The organism is Brevibacterium sp. RIT 803 (assembly GCF_016892625.1).
GTDB lineage: Bacteria > Actinomycetota > Actinomycetes > Actinomycetales > Brevibacteriaceae > Brevibacterium.
This window is the reverse complement of the sequence record NZ_JAFEMW010000002.1, coordinates 609,104-626,054: the sequence shown is the minus strand read 5'-3', so window position 1 is coordinate 626,054 and position 16,951 is coordinate 609,104. Positions and strand designations below refer to the sequence as shown.

At 62.8% G+C, this 16,951-nt stretch carries 16 protein-coding genes; 7 read left to right on the top strand and 9 right to left on the bottom strand.

Annotated elements, in window-relative coordinates; all coding sequences use genetic code 11:
* Positions 1 to 22 precede the first annotated feature (22 nt).
* The 6 genes from JTF07_RS10105 (at position 23) to JTF07_RS10080 (ending at position 5,663) form a co-directional block, all read left to right on the top strand.
* Entirely contained in the window at positions 23 to 805 is a 783-nt protein-coding gene (locus JTF07_RS10105; RefSeq protein WP_204234214.1) for a Bax inhibitor-1/YccA family protein, read from the top strand.
* 63 nt (positions 806 to 868) lie between these two features.
* Entirely contained in the window at positions 869 to 1,216 is a 348-nt protein-coding gene (locus JTF07_RS10100) for a hypothetical protein (RefSeq protein ID WP_204234096.1), read from the top strand.
* A gap of 150 nt (positions 1,217 to 1,366) precedes the next feature.
* Complete coding sequence (locus tag JTF07_RS10095; protein WP_204234095.1) at positions 1,367 to 2,941, top strand: molybdopterin-dependent oxidoreductase; 1,575 nt, start codon at positions 1,367 to 1,369, stop codon at positions 2,939 to 2,941.
* A gap of 355 nt (positions 2,942 to 3,296) precedes the next feature.
* On the top strand, positions 3,297 to 3,527 hold the full coding sequence (locus JTF07_RS10090; RefSeq protein ID WP_204234094.1) for a hypothetical protein: 231 nt from the start codon (positions 3,297 to 3,299) through the stop codon (positions 3,525 to 3,527).
* Complete coding sequence (locus JTF07_RS10085) at positions 3,524 to 5,062, top strand: sodium/proline symporter (protein ID WP_204234093.1); 1,539 nt, start codon at positions 3,524 to 3,526, stop codon at positions 5,060 to 5,062. The genes JTF07_RS10090 and JTF07_RS10085 overlap by 4 nt, the downstream gene beginning before the upstream one ends.
* On the top strand, positions 5,055 to 5,663 hold the full coding sequence (locus JTF07_RS10080) for a hypothetical protein (RefSeq protein ID WP_204234092.1): 609 nt from the start codon (positions 5,055 to 5,057) through the stop codon (positions 5,661 to 5,663). The genes JTF07_RS10085 and JTF07_RS10080 overlap by 8 nt, the downstream gene beginning before the upstream one ends.
* Here JTF07_RS10080 and JTF07_RS10075 read toward each other — a convergent pair.
* Positions 5,627 to 6,124: a VOC family protein gene (locus JTF07_RS10075; RefSeq protein ID WP_252199681.1), complete on the bottom strand. Its 498-nt coding sequence runs from the start codon at positions 6,122 to 6,124 to the stop codon at positions 5,627 to 5,629. The two genes, JTF07_RS10080 and JTF07_RS10075, sit on opposite strands and share 37 nt — an antisense overlap.
* A gap of 18 nt (positions 6,125 to 6,142) precedes the next feature.
* Between JTF07_RS10075 and JTF07_RS10070 the strand changes: the two genes are divergently transcribed.
* Entirely contained in the window at positions 6,143 to 7,060 is a 918-nt protein-coding gene (locus tag JTF07_RS10070) for a helix-turn-helix transcriptional regulator (RefSeq protein WP_204234091.1), read from the top strand.
* A gap of 52 nt (positions 7,061 to 7,112) precedes the next feature.
* Here the strand turns inward: JTF07_RS10070 and nhaC are convergent, their stop codons facing one another.
* The 8 genes from nhaC to JTF07_RS10030 all read right to left on the bottom strand — a co-directional run bounded on the left by nhaC (position 7,113) and on the right by JTF07_RS10030 (position 16,949).
* Entirely contained in the window at positions 7,113 to 8,558 is a 1,446-nt protein-coding gene (nhaC, locus tag JTF07_RS10065) for a Na+/H+ antiporter NhaC (protein ID WP_204234090.1), read from the bottom strand.
* Positions 8,555 to 9,697, bottom strand: a complete 1,143-nt coding sequence (gene iadA / locus JTF07_RS10060) for a beta-aspartyl-peptidase (RefSeq protein ID WP_204234089.1) — start codon at positions 9,695 to 9,697, stop codon at positions 8,555 to 8,557. The genes nhaC and iadA overlap by 4 nt, the downstream gene beginning before the upstream one ends.
* 35 nt (positions 9,698 to 9,732) lie before the next feature.
* Positions 9,733 to 10,551, bottom strand: coding sequence for an ABC transporter ATP-binding protein (locus JTF07_RS10055; protein WP_204234088.1), 819 nt, complete (start codon positions 10,549 to 10,551; stop codon positions 9,733 to 9,735).
* Positions 10,551 to 11,342 (bottom strand): ABC transporter ATP-binding protein, encoded by a 792-nt coding sequence (locus JTF07_RS10050; protein WP_204234087.1) that lies wholly within the window; start codon positions 11,340 to 11,342, stop codon positions 10,551 to 10,553. Before JTF07_RS10050 ends, JTF07_RS10055 begins: the two co-directional genes overlap by 1 nt.
* A complete protein-coding gene (locus tag JTF07_RS10045; protein ID WP_204234086.1) occupies positions 11,339 to 12,280 on the bottom strand; it encodes an ABC transporter permease in 942 nt (313 codons plus the stop codon). Before JTF07_RS10045 ends, JTF07_RS10050 begins: the two co-directional genes overlap by 4 nt.
* Positions 12,277 to 13,377 carry an ABC transporter permease gene (locus JTF07_RS10040; protein WP_252199680.1) on the bottom strand — a complete coding sequence of 367 codons (1,101 nt, stop codon included), beginning with the start codon at positions 13,375 to 13,377 and terminating at the stop codon, positions 12,277 to 12,279. The genes JTF07_RS10045 and JTF07_RS10040 overlap by 4 nt, the downstream gene beginning before the upstream one ends.
* 2 nt (positions 13,378 to 13,379) lie before the next feature.
* The gene (locus JTF07_RS10035) at positions 13,380 to 14,945 is read right to left on the bottom strand and encodes an ABC transporter substrate-binding protein (RefSeq protein WP_204234085.1); all 1,566 of its coding nucleotides are present in this window, start codon (positions 14,943 to 14,945) and stop codon (positions 13,380 to 13,382) included.
* Between the two features lie 438 nt (positions 14,946 to 15,383).
* On the bottom strand, positions 15,384 to 16,949 hold the full coding sequence (locus JTF07_RS10030; protein WP_204234084.1) for a malate:quinone oxidoreductase: 1,566 nt from the start codon (positions 16,947 to 16,949) through the stop codon (positions 15,384 to 15,386).
* Positions 16,950 to 16,951 lie beyond the last annotated feature (2 nt).

The window sequence follows — 16,951 nt, the reverse complement described above, 5'->3', positions numbered from 1 at the left end:
GATCTCGACCGTGAGTAACCCCATGATGAACCGGGCGATCAACCAGGGCGCCCAGGCCGGACGCAACGAACCGGTCATGTCCGACCAGGATCTCAACAACCTGTTCAGCCAGCCAGCTGCTGAGAACCGTAACGCTGGGCCGCAGGTCGCTGACCGGGCGATGACCTACGACGACGTCATGATGAAGACCGGCATTCTCTTCACCATCCTCCTCGCCGGTGCTGTGCTCGGTTGGTTCGTTCCGCCACTCGCTTTGCCCGCGATGCTCATCGCGCTGGTCCTCGGCTTGGTGAACGCCTTCAAGAAGGAACCCAGCAAAGCCCTGATCATCGGCTACGCCGCGTTCGAGGGTGTCTTCCTCGGCGGTATCTCCGGGATCTTCGAGCGGATGTATGACGGCATCGTCGTCCAGGCCGTGCTCGCCACACTCTGTGTCTTCGGCGTCATGCTCGCCCTGTTCAAGTTCAAGGGCGTGCGCTACGGCTCGAAGATGAAGAAGTTCATGTTCATCGCCATCGGCGGTTACGCGATCTTCTCCCTGATCAACTTCGGCGTCGCCATGTTCACCGGCACCGGAGGAGCTCGCAGCATCGAGGTCTTCGGCATACCGCTGGGAATCGTCATCGGCATCGTCGCCACAGTGCTCGCAGCCATGACGCTGATCATGGACTTCCAGATGATAGAAGAGGGCGTCAAGCACAAGATCCCGGAGAAGTACTCCTGGATGTGCGCATTCTCCCTCATGGTCACCCTCGTGTGGCTCTACATTGAAATCCTGCGCCTCATCTCCTACTTCAGGAACTAGACGCCCCAGATCCCGGGACCACCCCAGCTGCGTGGTCCCGGGAGCGGTGTCTATGATTGAGCCATGAACAACGTCACGGCGGACCTCGACACAGAGGTCCGCCGTCTGCGTATCCGCATCATCGGACTCAACCCGCGACAGCTCGCCGAGGCGGGCCCGAATTCCCGTGTCACTGCAGCGGGTGCGCACTCCCGCAGAGACACGATCGCCGAGGCACTCGCAGAGTTCTCGTCCATCGGCTCCGGTGACCGTACGGTCCCGGATCTGGGTGATCAGAGTCTGGCCGACCAGGTCGTCGTCCTCATCGAAGAGGGCACGGCCTCGGCCAGAGACCTCCCGGAGGCGCAACAGCAGGAGCGATTGGCTCAGCTTCTCGACGCGGCAGTGCGACTGCGTCGACGCCTTGCCTAGGATCGATCGGACCTCATCGTCGAGTACCGTCGAGTTCGGCCCGTGAACCCACCCGTCACCGTTCTGTAAGGTTTCTCGCCCCCACCGCCAGGCGCAGACGAGGATAATCAACAGCACCATCCGCCGCTCTGAGAAGGTGCCACACTGACGATGACAGATCGCCGCCCGCTGCTCTTCACCCTCGCCGGAATCGTCGCGACCCTCGTGTACTTCGGCGCCGCCGAGTTCATCGCCGGTGCCTTCTCCGCCACCTCGGCGCCTTTGCTGATCCTGGGGCAGACGATCATCCCGCTCGTGCCGACAGCCGTGATCAAGGCCGCGATCAGCATCTTCGGCACGAACGACAAACTCGCCCTCGTCATCACTCTGGTCATCGTCGGAGCGATCCTCGGAGGCGTGATCGGACGAATCGGCCTGCACCGGCGCACCCTGTCCTTCATCCTGCTCATCGGCCTCGGGATCCTACCCGTGGTTCTGCTGCTGAGCACCGGCGGATCGCTCCTGGACGCGATCCCGGCCCTTGGGGGAGTGGCACTGGGCTGCGCGGCATACGCCGGGTTGATCCGCCTCGGCGATGGCCGAGAACCGCGAGTCGAGGACTCTCAGGAGACAGACCGGAGTGCTGATATCGATGGCCAGCCGGGCAGCGACCGTCGTGCCTTCTTCGGCCTCGCCGCAGGACTGAGCGCGGTGGGCATCGCCGCGATCGCTGCGGGGCAGTCGGCATCGATTCTCGCCCGGAATGCGGCAGGAGCGGTGACGAAGCTCGTGCTGCCACGGCCGGCCACCTCGGCGCCTAAGATCCCAGCCGGAGCCGAGCTGGACATCGACGGACTCGCGCCGATCATGACACCCACTGACGACTTCTACCGCATCGACACCGCGCTCATCCCACCCTCCGTCGACGCTTCCTCCTGGTCGCTGCGAATCCACGGCATGGTCGACGAGGAAGTGACGATCACCATGGCAGAACTGCTCAAGCTGCCGTTGGAGGAGCACCGCGTGAGCTTGACCTGTGTGTCGAACGAAGTGGGCGGAGACCTCGTGGGCAATGCCACCTGGCTGGGCTACCCGGTCCGAGACCTGCTCAAACGTGCGCAGCCGAAGGACGGGGCCGATATGGTGCTCTCGACATCCGATGACGGCTTCACCGCCTCGACACCCCTCGAGGTGCTCACCGACGACCGAGCGTCCCTGCTTGCGGTCGGCATGAACGGCGAACCGCTGCCCCGCGACCACGGATTCCCCGCCAGGCTCGTTGTGCCCGGACTCTACGGTTTCGTGTCGGCGACGAAATGGGTGACGGAACTCGAAGTCACTCGATTCGCCGACAAGGAGGCCTATTGGACGAAGCGCGGCTGGTCCACACATGGGCCCATCCTCGTGGCCTCCCGTGTGGATGTTCCCCGCGCCGGTGTTCATGTCAGCCCGAACAAGGACGGGCAGATCATCACCGCGGGAATGGCCTGGGCTCAGCACGTCGGCATCGCTGAGGTGCGAGTGCGCATCGACAACGGCGGCTGGCACACAGCAGAGCTGGGTGAGGAGCTGACTGCCGATACCTGGCGACAATGGCGATGCCCCTTCGATGACGTGGAACCGGGCACCCACACCGTGACGGTCAGAGCGGTCGACCGAGATGGCAACGAACAGATCGCCGAACGCCGCCCCGCGATCCCCGGCAGCGCCACCGGCCTCCACGAACGGGACTTCACCGTCGACTGAGCTCCCGGATTGCAGGGACTGGCCGGGCGAGTAGGCCGGATTGCAGGGCCCAGCCGGGCGAGTGGGCCGGACGCCCGTGCCAACTATGACGTGCGGCCAATTTACTGTGGACAAGTGGTCGTTTCGGCCGATGAAATCGACCATCTGCGGACAGTGAAATGCGTTTGTCGACAGCGATTAACGATGTCGCCGGCACTCTGGGCCGAGAAGCTTGAGAACTATCTGACAAAACGTTGTATCCTCGCCTCAACATGGTGGTGAGCCCCGTGGAAGCACAGGTCGCCCCGCGCAGCCTGTGGTCGACACGGTTCTGATACCGCCGCAACCTGTTCAGCGTCACAATGAGGTGGTCTCAATGTTCGGTCTCCCGACGGCAACTGTCGCCGTCATCTTCGGCATCCCCGCGATATGGGTGATCTACACGTTGGTCTTCGTCTACCTCTCGCGCGGTTGGAAGGCCGAGGACGTCGCCGAAGACCAGGAACTGATCTCACGCAATGCCAGCGGAGGGAACAGGCCAAACGGCCCGGCCACCTCGGCGAATCAAGACCGCAGGTCCGGGACTGAGAACGGGGGACTGGCATGAACCTCGAAACCTGGTTCCTCGTCATCTACTTCGTTGCCATGGCCGGCATCGGCGTGTGGACGCTCAAGATCGGCAACAAGGACAGCGAAGGCTACCTGCTGGGCGGGCGCAGCCTGGGCCCGGCCGTGACAGCGCTGCGCCTGCAGAGTTCGTCGATGTCGGGGTATATGTTCCTCGGTGCCGGATCGCTGGCGTACACCAAGGGCTACTTCTCGCTCTGGTACGCGATGGGCGACATCGGCGGCGGAGTGCTCAACCTGTCGATCCTGGGTCGCCGGATGCGCAAACTCTCCCAGATCTTGGGGTCCCTGACCTCGATCGAATACCTCGAGCACCGCTACCCGTCGCCGTGGATCCGCGCCATCGCGGCCCCTGTCGCCGTATTCTGCATCTTCTTCTACGTCATGAGCCAGTTCATCGCCGGGGGCCGCGGCCTCGAGATGGTCACCGGCATCCCCTATGCATGGGCGCTGCTCATCGCCGTCGGCGTCATCGTCTTCTACACGTTCCTCGGCGGCTACCTTGCCGTGGCCTACACCGACTTCGTGCAGGCCATCATCATGCTCATCGGCATGGTCTGGATTCTCATCGGCACGCTGCAGGCAGTCGGCGGTTGGACGGCCGGCAACAATGCCGTCGGTGAGATCAACCCGAACCTGCTGACCATGTGGGGCCCCGAGGGCATCGGCTCCGTCCAGTGGGGCGTCATCATCGGCGCGGTCCTCGTATTCTCCATCGGCTACATGGGCTGGCCGCACGTCAACGTCAGCCACATGGCCATGAAGCGGCCCTCGGTCGCGCGCACAGCGAGCATGTACGCCACCGGCTTCAACCTCCTGTTCATCCCCGCCCCCTACATCGTGGGCATCATGGCGCTCATCATCCTGCCCAACCTCGACAACCCTGAACTCGCGGTGTTCCAAGTCGCAGACACGGTGCTGCCGAACTTCGCCGTCGGCATCGTCATGGCCGGCATCATGGCGGCCATCATGTCGACCGCGGACGCACTGCTTCTGCAGTCGGGCACGATCGCCAGCCAGGACCTGTTCCAGCGCTTCATCAAAAAGGACATGTCCGACAGCCAGTCCGTGTGGGTCTCGCGCTTCACCGTCCTCATCCTCGCCATCATCGGCTATATCGTCGCCGTCAACGATCCGCCGGCCGTCGCCGAGGTGGTCATCTTCTCCACGACCGTGCTCGGTGCCGCATTCGTTCCCGTCTACGTGGCCGCAGCGTGGTGGAAGAAGGCCAATGTTCCTGGTGCGATCTCCTCGATGGTGCTCGGAACCGTGTCCTCGGTCGTCTGGCAGCTGACCGGACTCGTCGACGCCACTGGCGTCGACCCGATGGGAATCGGCATCGTCTGCTCAACCCTGGCACTCATCCTCGTGTCTCTGGCCACCCAGAAGTCCCACCCAGTGCCCGCACACGTCGTCGCCGCATTGAAAGAGACAGACAAGATCGGCGCCATCCCAGCCCACATGCTCACCGGCCAGAACGATGCGCTGGCAGCACAGGTGCCCAAAGATGCGTGAGCATTCTGTGTCCGGTTCTGCTGGCGAGTCCAGTCTGATCGCTCCTGATTCTGTGCTGAAGCTGGCACCGAACATCACCGCCGCCGAGGCGCTCGCCGTATTCCAGCGCAAGCTCCCCGACGCGGAGGCTGAGGTCAGGGAAGTGCTCCACCCGTTCTGGTGGACGGCGCTGCGCGCACGGACCCGCGGCGTATTCACCCGATCCGCGAAACCAGGGTCTGCGGTGTCGCCGGGCCAACGGATGAACGTTCTGGTCAACGCCTACTCGGGCAAGGGCTACATCGCGGACTTCGAACCCCGTGGAGAAGGTGTGGCCGTCGCTGACTGGGTTGATGCCTTCGAATCCTCGGATCAGGGCGGCCGCCAGCCGGGTGTGGACCAGGTGAGACGAACAGCGCGTTCACTGGTGCGCACGAAGGTTGTGAAGACGGTGAAGCTGGGTATGGGCATCAGTATTGACGAAGCCGCTGCACCCAGCGGAGTCCTCAAGCCGAATTGGATCGTGACCGGAGCCAACGATAAGTATTCGGCGACGATCCTCGTCGACGGCCTCGATTCCTCCCACTACATCGTTCGGGTCGAGAAGCTGATCCAGGACTGAGACGCGCCCCCGCGGGGACACCTGACGCCTTGGTGAGACAACACAGATGTGTCAGCCCCAGTTCTTCGCGTCAGAGAGGCAGAATGGGTGCCCTGCGGGATCGATGAGCACCACCCAGGTTTCGCCTGGCTGTGGATCGGCGCGGGCGCTCCTAGTTCGATGCAGCGAGCGGCCGCAGCTTCGATGTCATCGGCGGCGAGATCGAGGTGGAACTGCTTGTGCCCGTCGTCGGGCCAATCCGGGCGTTTGTAGTCCGGGATCGTCCCGATGCCCAGAGCGTTGCTGGGGCCGGTGAGCATTGCGTAGTTCTCATCTGAGTACGCCACCGGCCACCCCAGCACCGCGGAATAGAAGTCGCCGAGCGCCGAAGCGTCCGGGGCATCGAGCGTGACCATCGCGAGCTTCGCGACAGGGGCCGTCGAGGTGGTGGAATCGGAAACGTTCATCTCTGTGTCAGTCATGTCTGTCATTCTTGTTCTATGGACGAGGTCGTCGATAGGAAAAACCCGCCACGCGGCGAATCACCGCCCGAGCACTTCTACGGACGGGTGCTCAAACCGGCAGAGTTGCTCGAGCACGCTCACTACTGTGCCGTGACGGATGTTGCCGAAGCGCTGCGGCCGTGGGTGAAGCGCTATTGGTCGGTGAACTGGGATCTGGCCGCTGACGAGCGTTATCAGACGGCGACGGTTTCGGAGCCTACGATCAATCTCACTCTCGAATACGGCGACATCGTCCGAGCAAACACGAACGGTACAGGAATCTGGCTGACCGGACCGGTGACCGGACGTCGATTCGATGTCGGACTCTTCGGTCGCGGCGGCGTCATCGGAGTCAATTTCCACCTCGGCGGCACAGTGGCCTTCGCGAACAAATCACCCGCGACGATTCGAGACACGACCGTGCCTGCTCGGACCTGGTTCCCGGGCATCGACGGCGACCTGCCTGTCCACGACGACCTGCTTGTCGGCGATCACCTGAAAACCGAGGACGGCATGGCCGCTGTCGTGATCGCGATCGAGAGTTGGCTGCTGTCCTTTCGCCCGCAGATGACCGAGGGCTATGCCAGGTTCCGCCAGATCCTCGGCCGACTCGACGACCCGACGATCATCAACCTCGGCGAATTGGCGCTGCACGCCGGGACAAGCGAGCGTTCGCTGCAGCGACTGTTCCAGGATCACTGCGGTGTCGGGGTCAAGCAGATCCTGGTCCGGGCACGGATCAGGGACGCCATCGCCGCATTCGACCGGGGATGGGACGGAGCATTCGGTGACCTGGCTGCGGAGCTCGGGTGGTTCGACCAATCACACTTCACAGCGGATTTCCACCGCGTCACCGGATACACGCCGGCCGAATACCTCCGTGCTCACGAGAGGAGCAGCCAGACACGGCAGTGATTCAGAGCGGGGCGCATAGAGCCGGGCCGGCCGGAACCGGGACCATCGCAGGTCAGCGGCGTTTGGCGATGCCGATTCCGGTATAGCCGAGGATGATTGCGAAGGCGAAGCCGACATAGCAGAATACCGCCCACGGGGCGTAGTCGAGGACGGAGACTCCCAGCACTCCGGCCATGTAGACGCCTGCCGAGGACCAGGGAATGAGCGGAACGACGACCGTGCCGGAATCCTCCAGCGTCCGGGAGAGGTTCTTCGCGTCGAGACCCCGATCGGCGTAAGCCTTCTTGAACAGTTCGCCCGGGACGATGATCGACAGGTAGGAATTGCCGGTCACGACGGCCATCGTGAGGCATGAGACCACTGTGGAGAGGACGAGGTCACCTGTGCGCTTCACGAACTTCAGCAGAGACCGGATGATGGTCTCGAGAGCACCGGACTTGGACATGATGCCGGCGAAGGCGAAGGCACTGAAGGCGATGAGGATGACTCCGGTCATCGATGCCATCCCACCCTGGGAGACCAACTCGACGACCTGAGGATCCAGATTCTTCAGAGTCGAGGCCCCGACCTCGAGCATGTCCGGGGTGAATCCGTCGACGGTAGAGGCGAAGATCGATTCGATGCTGACCTTCTGGAAGATCGCGGAGAGGATGCCGGCGACCAGTGATGAACCGATGATCGTCGGAAGAGTGGGCAGTTTGAGAATCGCTCCGCCGAGGACGATGAGCATCGGCAGGAGCAGAAGGACGTTGAAGGAGAAGAGACTGTCCAAGGTTCCGGTGACGGCAGTGATCTGGTCCGAATCGGTCCCACCAGACTGCTGATTGATGCCGACGAACAGGTAGAGCGCCAGCGCTACGACCGTGGCCGGGATCGTGGTGTAGAGCATGTGCCGAATGTGTTCCCACAAGGTGGTGCCGGCAGCGATCGGAGCCAGGTTCGTCGTGTCCGAGAGTGGTGAGAGTTTGTCACCGAAGTACGAACCAGCGACGATGGCGCCGGCGGTGGCCGCCAGCGGCGCGTCCAAGCCCGCGGCGATTCCCATGAGGGCGACTCCCACCGTTCCGGCCGAGCCCCAGGAGGTGCCGGTGATGACGGAGACGATCGCGGAGATGACGAAGGCGATGAGGACGATGAATTGTGCGCTGATGAGCCCCAGGCCGTAGTAGATCATCATCGGTATGGTGCCGGCGATCATCCACGTGCCGATGAGGATGCCGATCGAGATGAGCACGAGCAGTGCCGGCATCGCAGTGTCGAGCTTCTCCCTGATCCCGAGGAGCATCTCCTCCCAGCTCAGCCCCATCCGCAGAGCCACCAGACCGGCGATGATCGCGGAGAGGATCAGGAGCGGTTCGGGTGCGAGCCCGAGGACGCCGTAGCCCACCGCCAACAGGACGAGCATCGCGGCCAGGGGGACGAGCGACCATCCCAAGGGCGGACGCTTCTCCTCCACATCGGCGGAGGTGGAAGTCGTCGTGTCGTGCTCGTAGCTCATTCGAAAGTTCCTTGGATCTGCGGGGCGCCGCTGCGGACGCTCTCTCGTCCTCGGGCAAAGGCGAGCGCAATGGTGTGGCTGTCATCGGTGAGGAGGATGTCGGCATCTGCTCCCACGCGCAGGCGTCCCTTGTGCTCGAGGCCGAGGACATCTGCCGTATTGGAGGTGACGAGGGAGATGGCCTGAGACAGGTCGACACCAGGCAGGTCGGCACACGCCCACACCTGCTCGTACAGAGTCGTCTGCTTGGCAACATCCATGCCGATGAGCCGTCCGTCGGAGTCGAACTCCGGCAGGCTGCCGTTGGCATCGGAGGAGAGAGTGAGACGGCCGAGATCCCCGCCGAGGTCGATGTAGCGTTTCAGCGACTGCGTCGTCGTCGACGAGGCCGTCATATCGACCATGGCGCCCTTGGCGGCCAGATCGACCGCGTCGGCCAGTAGCTCAGGAGACCGGGTGATGTGCGTGGCGTACACGGCCTGGGGCGCGATTGGATACTCGTCGAGGAGCCGGTGCAGCGGGGCAAGTCGAGTCGAGTAGGGACCGACATGGAAATGAGTGATTCCGGCTTTGCCGGAAAGCAGCCCACCGACATGTGACTGGCTGACGAGCTCGGCCAGAGCCTCGACGGTGGGTTGGAACGACCGCCGATCCGAGATCGCGACCTCTCCGACGCCGATGACCTTGTCGATGAGGACGACATCATCGACAACAGCACCGGTCAAGGTCCGGGCCGGGACCTGGTAACTGCCCGTATAGATATAGGTGGTGATGCCCTCGGTCTCGAGAGCTCGGGCCTTGGCGAGGAGATCGGCGTGGCTGCGGGTGACTCCGTCGGTTCCCAAGCAGCCGATGACCGTGGTGACTCCGGCGCTCACGATGTCGCTGATGCGGATCTCGGGGGTGCGGTTTGCGTACCCGCCTTCGCCCCCGCCGCCGGCGATGTGGACATGTGGGTCGATGAAACCGGGCGTGGCGATCAGCCCCTGGGCATCAATGACTGTGGCGTTGGGAAGACCCTGGAGCGCCTCGGGTGGTAGGTCACCGATGAAGGTGATCTGCTGCCCCTCGATGAGGATGTCCTGCTTCCCGAGCCGTTCCGGGGCGCAGATGTCTGCTCCGCGCAGCAATATCACCATGTTTCGCTTTCTCCTTGCGACGTTTCTTGCAGCACTTACCCGGGAATGATCCCCTTGCCGTCGACCTTCGGGATGGCCGCGAGCAGCTTCTTCGTATAGGGATGCTGCGGGTCATTCCAGATCTGTTCTGTCGAACCGACCTCGACAATGTTACCTGCCTCCATCACAGCCACACGGTCCGCGATATCACGGACGACGGAGAGGTCGTGGCTGATGAAGATCATGGACGCACCGGAGTCGATGGCCAGGTCCCTCATCATCCGCGCGATTCTGGCTTGGAGAAACGCATCCAGGGAGGCGATCGGCTCATCACCGACGAGCACCTTGGGCCCGGCAGCCAGCGCACGCGCAATGGCGATGCGCTGCCGCTGTCCGCCCGAGAACGAATGCGAGAACCTCTGCGCAGCATCGACGGGCAGATCGACCGCTTCGAGGAGGGACTCCACGGTCCAGTTGTGTTTCGGGTCGAGGGTGAGCGCGTCGGTGAGCTGATCCCTGATGCGTCTGCGCGGATTCAACGATGCGTAGGGGTTCTGAAAGACCATTTGGACTCCCAGGAGATTCTTGGGCCGACGGCCAAGGCCTAAGGGCTTCACCGGGTGGGATTCGAAGGTGATAGTGCCGCCTGCGGTCTTCTCGAGACCGCAGATGAGCTTGGCCAGCGTGGACTTCCCGCAACCGGATTCGCCCACGAGTCCCAGCACCTCTGAGTGACCCAACTGCAGTGAAACGTTGCTGACGGCACGGAATCGGCCGCCGCCATTGAGCTTGTATTCGCAGGAGACGTTGTCGAGTTCGAGCAGTGGATCTTTGGATGCACGAGGAGAGTCCTCGGTCGTTGTCGTGGTTGTCATCAGCGTGAGACCTCCGCTCCAGGCAGTGATTCGATGAGCGACCTGGTGTACTCATGCTTCGGTGCGGTGATGACAGGTTCACGATCTCCCGTCTCCACCACCAACCCGTTCTTCATCACGACGATGGTGTCGGCCACCGAGGACAGCACACCGAAGTCGTGAGTGACAAGGAGGACAGCCAAGTTGAGGTCATCGCAGAGTTCGCGCAGCAGGCGCAGGATTCCGGCCTGCACAGTCACATCGAGGGCGGTGGTCGGTTCATCGGCGATGAGCACGTTCGGTTCGCAGATGATCGCCGAGGCGAAGGCGATGCGCTGCAGCTGCCCACCGGAGAACTGGTGCGGGTATTTCCCGATCGCCTCATCGGGGTGGGGGACGTGAGTGCGTTCGAGGATGTGGACGGCGCGCTCAATGGCGTCCTTCTTCGACGCCTTCGTGTGATGTCGGTAGTGATCGGTCATCTGATCGCCGATGGTGAGCATGGGATGGAATGCTGAAGCTGGATCCTGGAACACCATCGACAGCTGCACGCCGCGCAGGCGGTTGTGGACCTTGGCAGGCATCCCCACCAACTCGGTGCCGTCGAAGTCGATGCTGCCGCTGAGTTGGGCACCGGCGGGAGAGAGACCCATGATCGCCAGTCCTGTCTGCGTCTTGCCCGAACCGGAGGCACCTGCGACACCGGTGATCTCTCCGGCCTCCAGATCGAACGAGACATTGCGCAAGATGTGCTTCTCCACCTTGCCCGTCGTTACCGATAGGTTGAGGTCGTTGATGCTGATCATGCTCATGAGGTGGTTTCTCCCACTTCCTGTGCGGTATGCGGGTCAAGGGAGTCGCGCAGGCTGTCTCCGATGAAGTTGAAGGCCATGACGATCGTGAGGATGCACAGGCCGGGGAAGAACGCGATCCACCAGGCGGCGAACTGCGAGACCCCCTCGCTGATCATGGCACCCCAGTCCGGTGTCGGTGGGACGACGCCCAGGGAGAGGAATGAGAGGCCGGCCATCGTGAGAATCGCCGAACCAACATCGAGGGTGGCAAGAACCACGACGGGGGAGAGCACATTCGGTGAGATCTCCCGGATGAGGGACTTTCCGGCGCTGAAGCCGAGCAGGCGTCCGGCGACGACGTATTCGCTGTTGCGAGCAGACATGACCAGAGATCTGGTGACACGGGCGTATGAAGGCCAGGAGACGAGGAGGATGGCGATGATCGCGTTCTTCAGGCCCGGTCCCAATGCTGCGGCGATGACCATGGCGAGGATGATCGTCGGGAAGGCGAAGACGAGGTCGGCAATGCGCATGATGATCTCGTCGACGGCTCGTCCGAAGTAGCCAGCGATCGCACCGAGGACGGAACCGAGCACGGCCGAGCAGATGACGACGAAGACGGCTGCCGGCAGCGTGGTGCGTGCGGCCACGATGAGTCGCGACAGAACATCACGACCCAGGGTGTCGGTGCCCAGGAGGTTTTCGCCTCCGGGAGCACTGAGCCGGGGGAAATCCTGCGCCAGCGGGTTGAACGGTGCCAGAAGTGGTGCGAAGACCGCCACGATCAGCCAGATGCTCAGGATGATGGCTCCGATGAATCCCAGCGGAGTGCGCAGTGCCTTTGGAAAGCGCAACTGCCACCGTTTGACTCCGCGGTCGACGGGATTGCGATCTGCCACCTCGGCGCTGGCAGATGTGGTGTTCGTCGGCGGCTGTTTGGGGGTCCCGATGCTCATCGCACCCTCACTCTCGGATCCACGAAGCCGTAGATCAGGTCGACGATGAAATTGACGATGATGTAGACGATGCCGATGACGAGTCCGACTCCCATGATGACGGGCAGGTCGAGCGTCGTCGCACCGCGGAATGCGTACTGTCCCAGGCCGTTCCAAGCGAACACGGTCTCTGTCAGGACCGCGCCGGACAGGAGCGAACCGAAGGCCAGGCCGACGACTGTGATGATGGGGACGAGAGCACCGCGGAAGATATATTTGAAGACGACCGTGCGAGCCGGCAGCCCCTTGGCTCTGGCAGCGGTGACGTAATCGAGTCGGATGATGTCGAGAACGCTTGAGCGGCTGAACCGGGTGAGCAGGCCGATCGTGAACAGGGCCAGCACACACGAAGGCAGAATCAGATGTCCGAATGCGTTGATGAACGTCGACATCTGACCGGCCAAAAGAGAGTCGACGGTGTAGAGGCCGGTGACCCTCGGCGGCGGGGTGATCCACGGATCAAGGCGCCCAGCGCCGGGAACGACGCGGAGCTTGAAGAAGAAGACGTAGTAGCCGACCGCAGCGATCCAGAATGTGGGTGCCGAGATGCCGATGAGGCTCAAGGCGCGGATGGCGTGATCGAGGATCGTGTTCTGCTTGAGCGCGCTTGCCAGTCCAAGCAGCAGACCGATGATGACCGAGATCAGGATGGCTCCGATACCCAGCTCGATCGAGGCAGGGAAGACCTGGCCGATCGACTGGAGGACTGGTGTCCGGGTCTGGTTGGATACACCCATGTCGCCCTGGAGCAGGTTGCTCAGATACGTGAAGTACTGGACGATGAGTGGTTGGTCGAGGCCGAGGCGCTCACGGGTCGCGGCGACGATCTCCGGATCCGCCGCCGCCCGGTCGCCGAGGATGGCGGCGACCGGGTCGGTGGGGACCAGGTTTGTCATCAGGAACGTCACAACAGTGACACCCCAGATGAGGATGAGGCTGATCCCGATCCGGATGAGGATGTAGCGCAGCAGCGGGGGCAGCAGCGGTGGTTTGATGCGCTGTGCTTCGTCGCTGCTCGGCGGGTGGGCGGTGGAGCTATCGGTGGTTGAGACCGACATCCTCACTCAGCTTTCGCGAAGTCGAATGTGATGTCGGCATTGGAGACGTACTTGTTGATGCTCGATCCCACCGCCACTGTGTTGACGGGCTGGACGAGAGGAATCCAGACTCCGGTGTCCGTGGTCGCCTTGTACAGCTTGGCGTAGGCTGCGTCACGGTCGCCGTCCTTGGCCTTCTCCGCTTCGGCTGCGAGCTTCTTCAGCTTCGGATCGGACTTCCAGTTGACGCGGTCGGCAACGCTGCCGCCGGGGATGAAGACGTTGTAGTTCGTGGGATCCGGGTAGTCCGCACCCCAGGTGCCGATGCCCATGGGCTGCTTGGCTGAGCGGAAGCCGTCGAGCTGTGTCGAACTGGGTGCCGGCTTCAGTGCGAGGTTGATGTCGGCCTCCTTCAGCTGAGCCTGCAGGGTCTCCGCCAGCTGAGCCAGGTCGACTCCGTTGACTGACTGGTCGCTCGAGTAGTGGAAGGGGATCTTCTCACCGTCGTAGCCGGCTTTCTTCAGCAGTTTCTTCGTCGTGGCCAGGTCCTTCTCTGGTGCCTGATCCTTCGGCACGGCACCGACGAACTCGTTGGGGACGAGGCTTGCCATGCGCTGCGATCCTTCTCCGGCGAGGTCGGTGAGCTTGTCGTAGTCGATGGCAGACATGACGGCCTTGCGGAAGTTCGGATCGGCGGCAGGTCCGCCGAGCTTCTCGTCGGTGTTGTTGAAGATGTAGAGGCTGCGCGTTGAGGGCAGGCTCGCGATCTCACCCATGGAGTCATCGATCTGCTTCGCCTGCTCGGAGTTGAGGTCGTAGGCGACCTGTGCCTGGCCGGACTGGATGTCGGTCAGCTGGGTCTCTGCGGAGACGTTGCGCAGTACGACGCGTTTGTACTTCGGTTCCGGGCCGTTGTAGTGCTCGTTCGCCGTCAGCACCACCTGACTGTCGGCATCGTACTTCTCGACCTTGTACGGTCCCGAGCCCTGCGAGTTCTCGTTGAGGAAGGCTTCTGCGCCGTCCTTCTCGTCGGTGGTGCCTTCGTTCTCCTTCACGACCTTCGAGTTCACGATTCCGATCGAGGCGTTGGGGAGAATGTAGGGGAGTGCAGGATTGGGCTTCTTGCTGGTCAGCTCGACGGTCTCCTCGTCGACCTTCTTGATGGAGACACCGTCGAGGAAGAACGAAGGATTGCCCTTGATGCCCTTGAGCCGTTCAAAGGAGAAGACGACGTCATCCATGGTGACAGGATCGCCGTTGGAGAACTTCGCGTCCTTCTGCTTGAGCTTCAGCGTCATCTTCTTGTCGTCATCGGACATCTCGAAGGAGCACAGGCCGTCGGTCGGCTTGGTCAGGTCGCCGTCCTTGAATTCCAAGGCGGTCTGATAGATGGCAGTGTCGATCGTCGACCCGGTGAACTCGAACTGCCGGTGGGGATCGATCGTCTTGAGGTTGAACGCGGTCTCAGCCACGATCGTGTCGCCGGCCTCGCCTCCTCCCTGGTCTCCTCCGCTGCAAGCAGCCAGACCGAAGGTGAGAGCGAGAGCTGATCCGATTGCGAGCGCTCGGCGAGGGAGGCGGACCTTCATGTGAGATTCCTTACAGTAGGTGTTGTAGCTCACACTAAATCCCAACCGGCCCCCGTTCAATCAGCCATGCCACAACGCTGAGTGTTTTCTGCTGTGGCATTCTGCCAATGTCTCACCAGGTGGGAGCCTTGACCCGACGGCACCCCAGGCAGGCGTCGCGCCCCTGGCACGGCTCCGGCCGCAACCGCTAGGCAGACGTGTATTTGTGCGTCACTTGTGCTCGACATCCACACTTTTGGCCAGCGGTCGCAGCGTACGGGCCCGGGAGGAGGGCTCGATCTCGCTGAGTCGGACGCGCATGCCGTGCGTGCTGCGCAGTGTTGCACGGGGTGCGCAGAGTTGCATGGAGTTGCCCAGGTTCGCATGTAAGCGCCCAGGTCCGATGCGCAATGGTCGGTCGCGCCCAGGTCCGATGCGCCCAGGTCAGATGCGCATTGGTCAGGCGCGCCCCAGGTCCGATGTCCCCACGCCGGAAGCGCCCAGGTGGGATGTGTCCAGCCCGAGGGCGACGTCGGTGGCCGCAGAGCTGGCACCAACTGCCTCGGCGTCCCAGTCAGTCCTGTCGATGTCGGGGATCGCTTGGCTCATGACGTCCTTCCAGCCGCGATGCCACTGGGCGGGGAAGGCCGAACGCAGCAGGTCGAGCATGATCGGCACGGCCGTGGACGCGCCGGGCGAAGCTCCGAGCAGTCCGGCGATCGACCCGTCCGCGCCGACGACGAGCTCGGTGCCCTGCTGCAGGGCGCCGACGCGTTTCGGGTCAGGTTTCACCAGCTGCGCACGCTGCCCGGCGGGCACCAGCGTCCATTCGTTGAACCTGGCCTTCGGGTAGAAGCGGCGCAAGTGGGAGAACTTCTTCTTCGGTCCCGCCGCCAGCTCTGTGACGAGGAACTTCACAAGGTCGAGGTTCTGCAGGCCGGCCGCCGCGATCACATGGAGATTATCGGGCCGCAGGGTCGTGAAGAAGTCTCTGAGGTGACCGTGCTTGAGCAGCTTGGTGCTGAACGTCGCATAGGGGCCGAACAGCAGGTGCTCCTCATCGTCGATGATGCGTTTGTCGAGGTGAGGCACCGACATCGGGGGAGCGCCGACATCGGCTTGCCCGTAGACCTTGGCGTCGTGGCGGCTGACGACGGCAGGAGTGGCGCTGCGGTAGAACGAAGCTCCGACGGGCAGCACGGCATAGCCTCTGACTTCGGGGATTCCGCTCTTCTGCAGGAGTTTGAGGGCAAACCCGCCGGCGCCGACGAAGACGTGCTTCGCTTTGATCGAGAAAGGTCGGGCCGGCCTCGACGCTGTGCCCGAGGCTGTTGCCGGTCCATCGGTCTTGCCTCTGACAGTCCAGCCTGCTGCTGTGCTGTGCAGTCCGGTGACTTCATGGTTGGTGTGGACCTCGTTACGGGCGTGGTCTGAGACGATGTCCAGCAGGCCTCGGGTCAAGGCGCCGAAGTCGACATCCGTGCCGCGCGGATTCCTGGTCGCGGCAATCGGCGCACCGTCATCGGGTCGGCCCTCCATCGTCAACGGCGCCCACTGTGCTATCTCATCGCGATCGGTGGTGAAGTCCATGTCTGCGAACAGGGGGTCAGCACGCAGCGTCTCCACGCGCTGTCGTAGGTAGTCCACGTCGCGGTCACCGAAGACGAGGTTCATGTGAGTCGTGGCGTGAACGAATTCGGTGGGGTCCAAGCGCCCAGTCTGGGCCAGGTGGGCCCACCACTGCCGGCTGAGGTGAAACTGCTCTGCGATCGAGGCGGCCTTCGTGCCATCGGCGGGGTCAGGCATGTAGTTGAGTTCGCAGAAACCGGAATGTCCGGTGCCTGCATTGTTCCAGGCTCGGCTGCTTTCACCGGCGATGTCGCTGGCCCTCTCAAAGATGACGACGCGCATGTCGGGGTCGAGATCGGCGAGCATCGATCCCAATGTCGCCGACATGATGCCCGCACCGATGAGAACGACATCGGCGTCGGGCAGGTGCTGTGGTGTGACGGAGCTTCGCTTCATAT

Coding starts and splice junctions, on each gene's coding strand:
- JTF07_RS10105 (WP_204234214.1), top strand. CDS start 23: ATGATGAACCGGGCGATCAACCAGGGCGCCCAGGCCGGACGCAACGAA.
- JTF07_RS10100 (WP_204234096.1), top strand. CDS start 869: ATGAACAACGTCACGGCGGACCTCGACACAGAGGTCCGCCGTCTGCGT.
- JTF07_RS10095 (WP_204234095.1), top strand. CDS start 1,367: ATGACAGATCGCCGCCCGCTGCTCTTCACCCTCGCCGGAATCGTCGCG.
- JTF07_RS10090 (WP_204234094.1), top strand. CDS start 3,297: ATGTTCGGTCTCCCGACGGCAACTGTCGCCGTCATCTTCGGCATCCCC.
- JTF07_RS10085 (WP_204234093.1), top strand. CDS start 3,524: ATGAACCTCGAAACCTGGTTCCTCGTCATCTACTTCGTTGCCATGGCC.
- JTF07_RS10080 (WP_204234092.1), top strand. CDS start 5,055: ATGCGTGAGCATTCTGTGTCCGGTTCTGCTGGCGAGTCCAGTCTGATC.
- JTF07_RS10075 (WP_252199681.1), bottom strand. CDS start 6,124: ATGACTGACACAGAGATGAACGTTTCCGATTCCACCACCTCGACGGCC.
- JTF07_RS10070 (WP_204234091.1), top strand. CDS start 6,143: ATGGACGAGGTCGTCGATAGGAAAAACCCGCCACGCGGCGAATCACCG.
- nhaC (WP_204234090.1), bottom strand. CDS start 8,558: ATGAGCTACGAGCACGACACGACGACTTCCACCTCCGCCGATGTGGAG.
- iadA (WP_204234089.1), bottom strand. CDS start 9,697: ATGGTGATATTGCTGCGCGGAGCAGACATCTGCGCCCCGGAACGGCTC.
- JTF07_RS10055 (WP_204234088.1), bottom strand. CDS start 10,551: ATGACAACCACGACAACGACCGAGGACTCTCCTCGTGCATCCAAAGAT.
- JTF07_RS10050 (WP_204234087.1), bottom strand. CDS start 11,342: ATGAGCATGATCAGCATCAACGACCTCAACCTATCGGTAACGACGGGC.
- JTF07_RS10045 (WP_204234086.1), bottom strand. CDS start 12,280: ATGAGCATCGGGACCCCCAAACAGCCGCCGACGAACACCACATCTGCC.
- JTF07_RS10040 (WP_252199680.1), bottom strand. CDS start 13,377: ATGTCGGTCTCAACCACCGATAGCTCCACCGCCCACCCGCCGAGCAGC.
- JTF07_RS10035 (WP_204234085.1), bottom strand. CDS start 14,945: ATGAAGGTCCGCCTCCCTCGCCGAGCGCTCGCAATCGGATCAGCTCTC.
- JTF07_RS10030 (WP_204234084.1), bottom strand. CDS start 16,949: ATGAAGCGAAGCTCCGTCACACCACAGCACCTGCCCGACGCCGATGTC.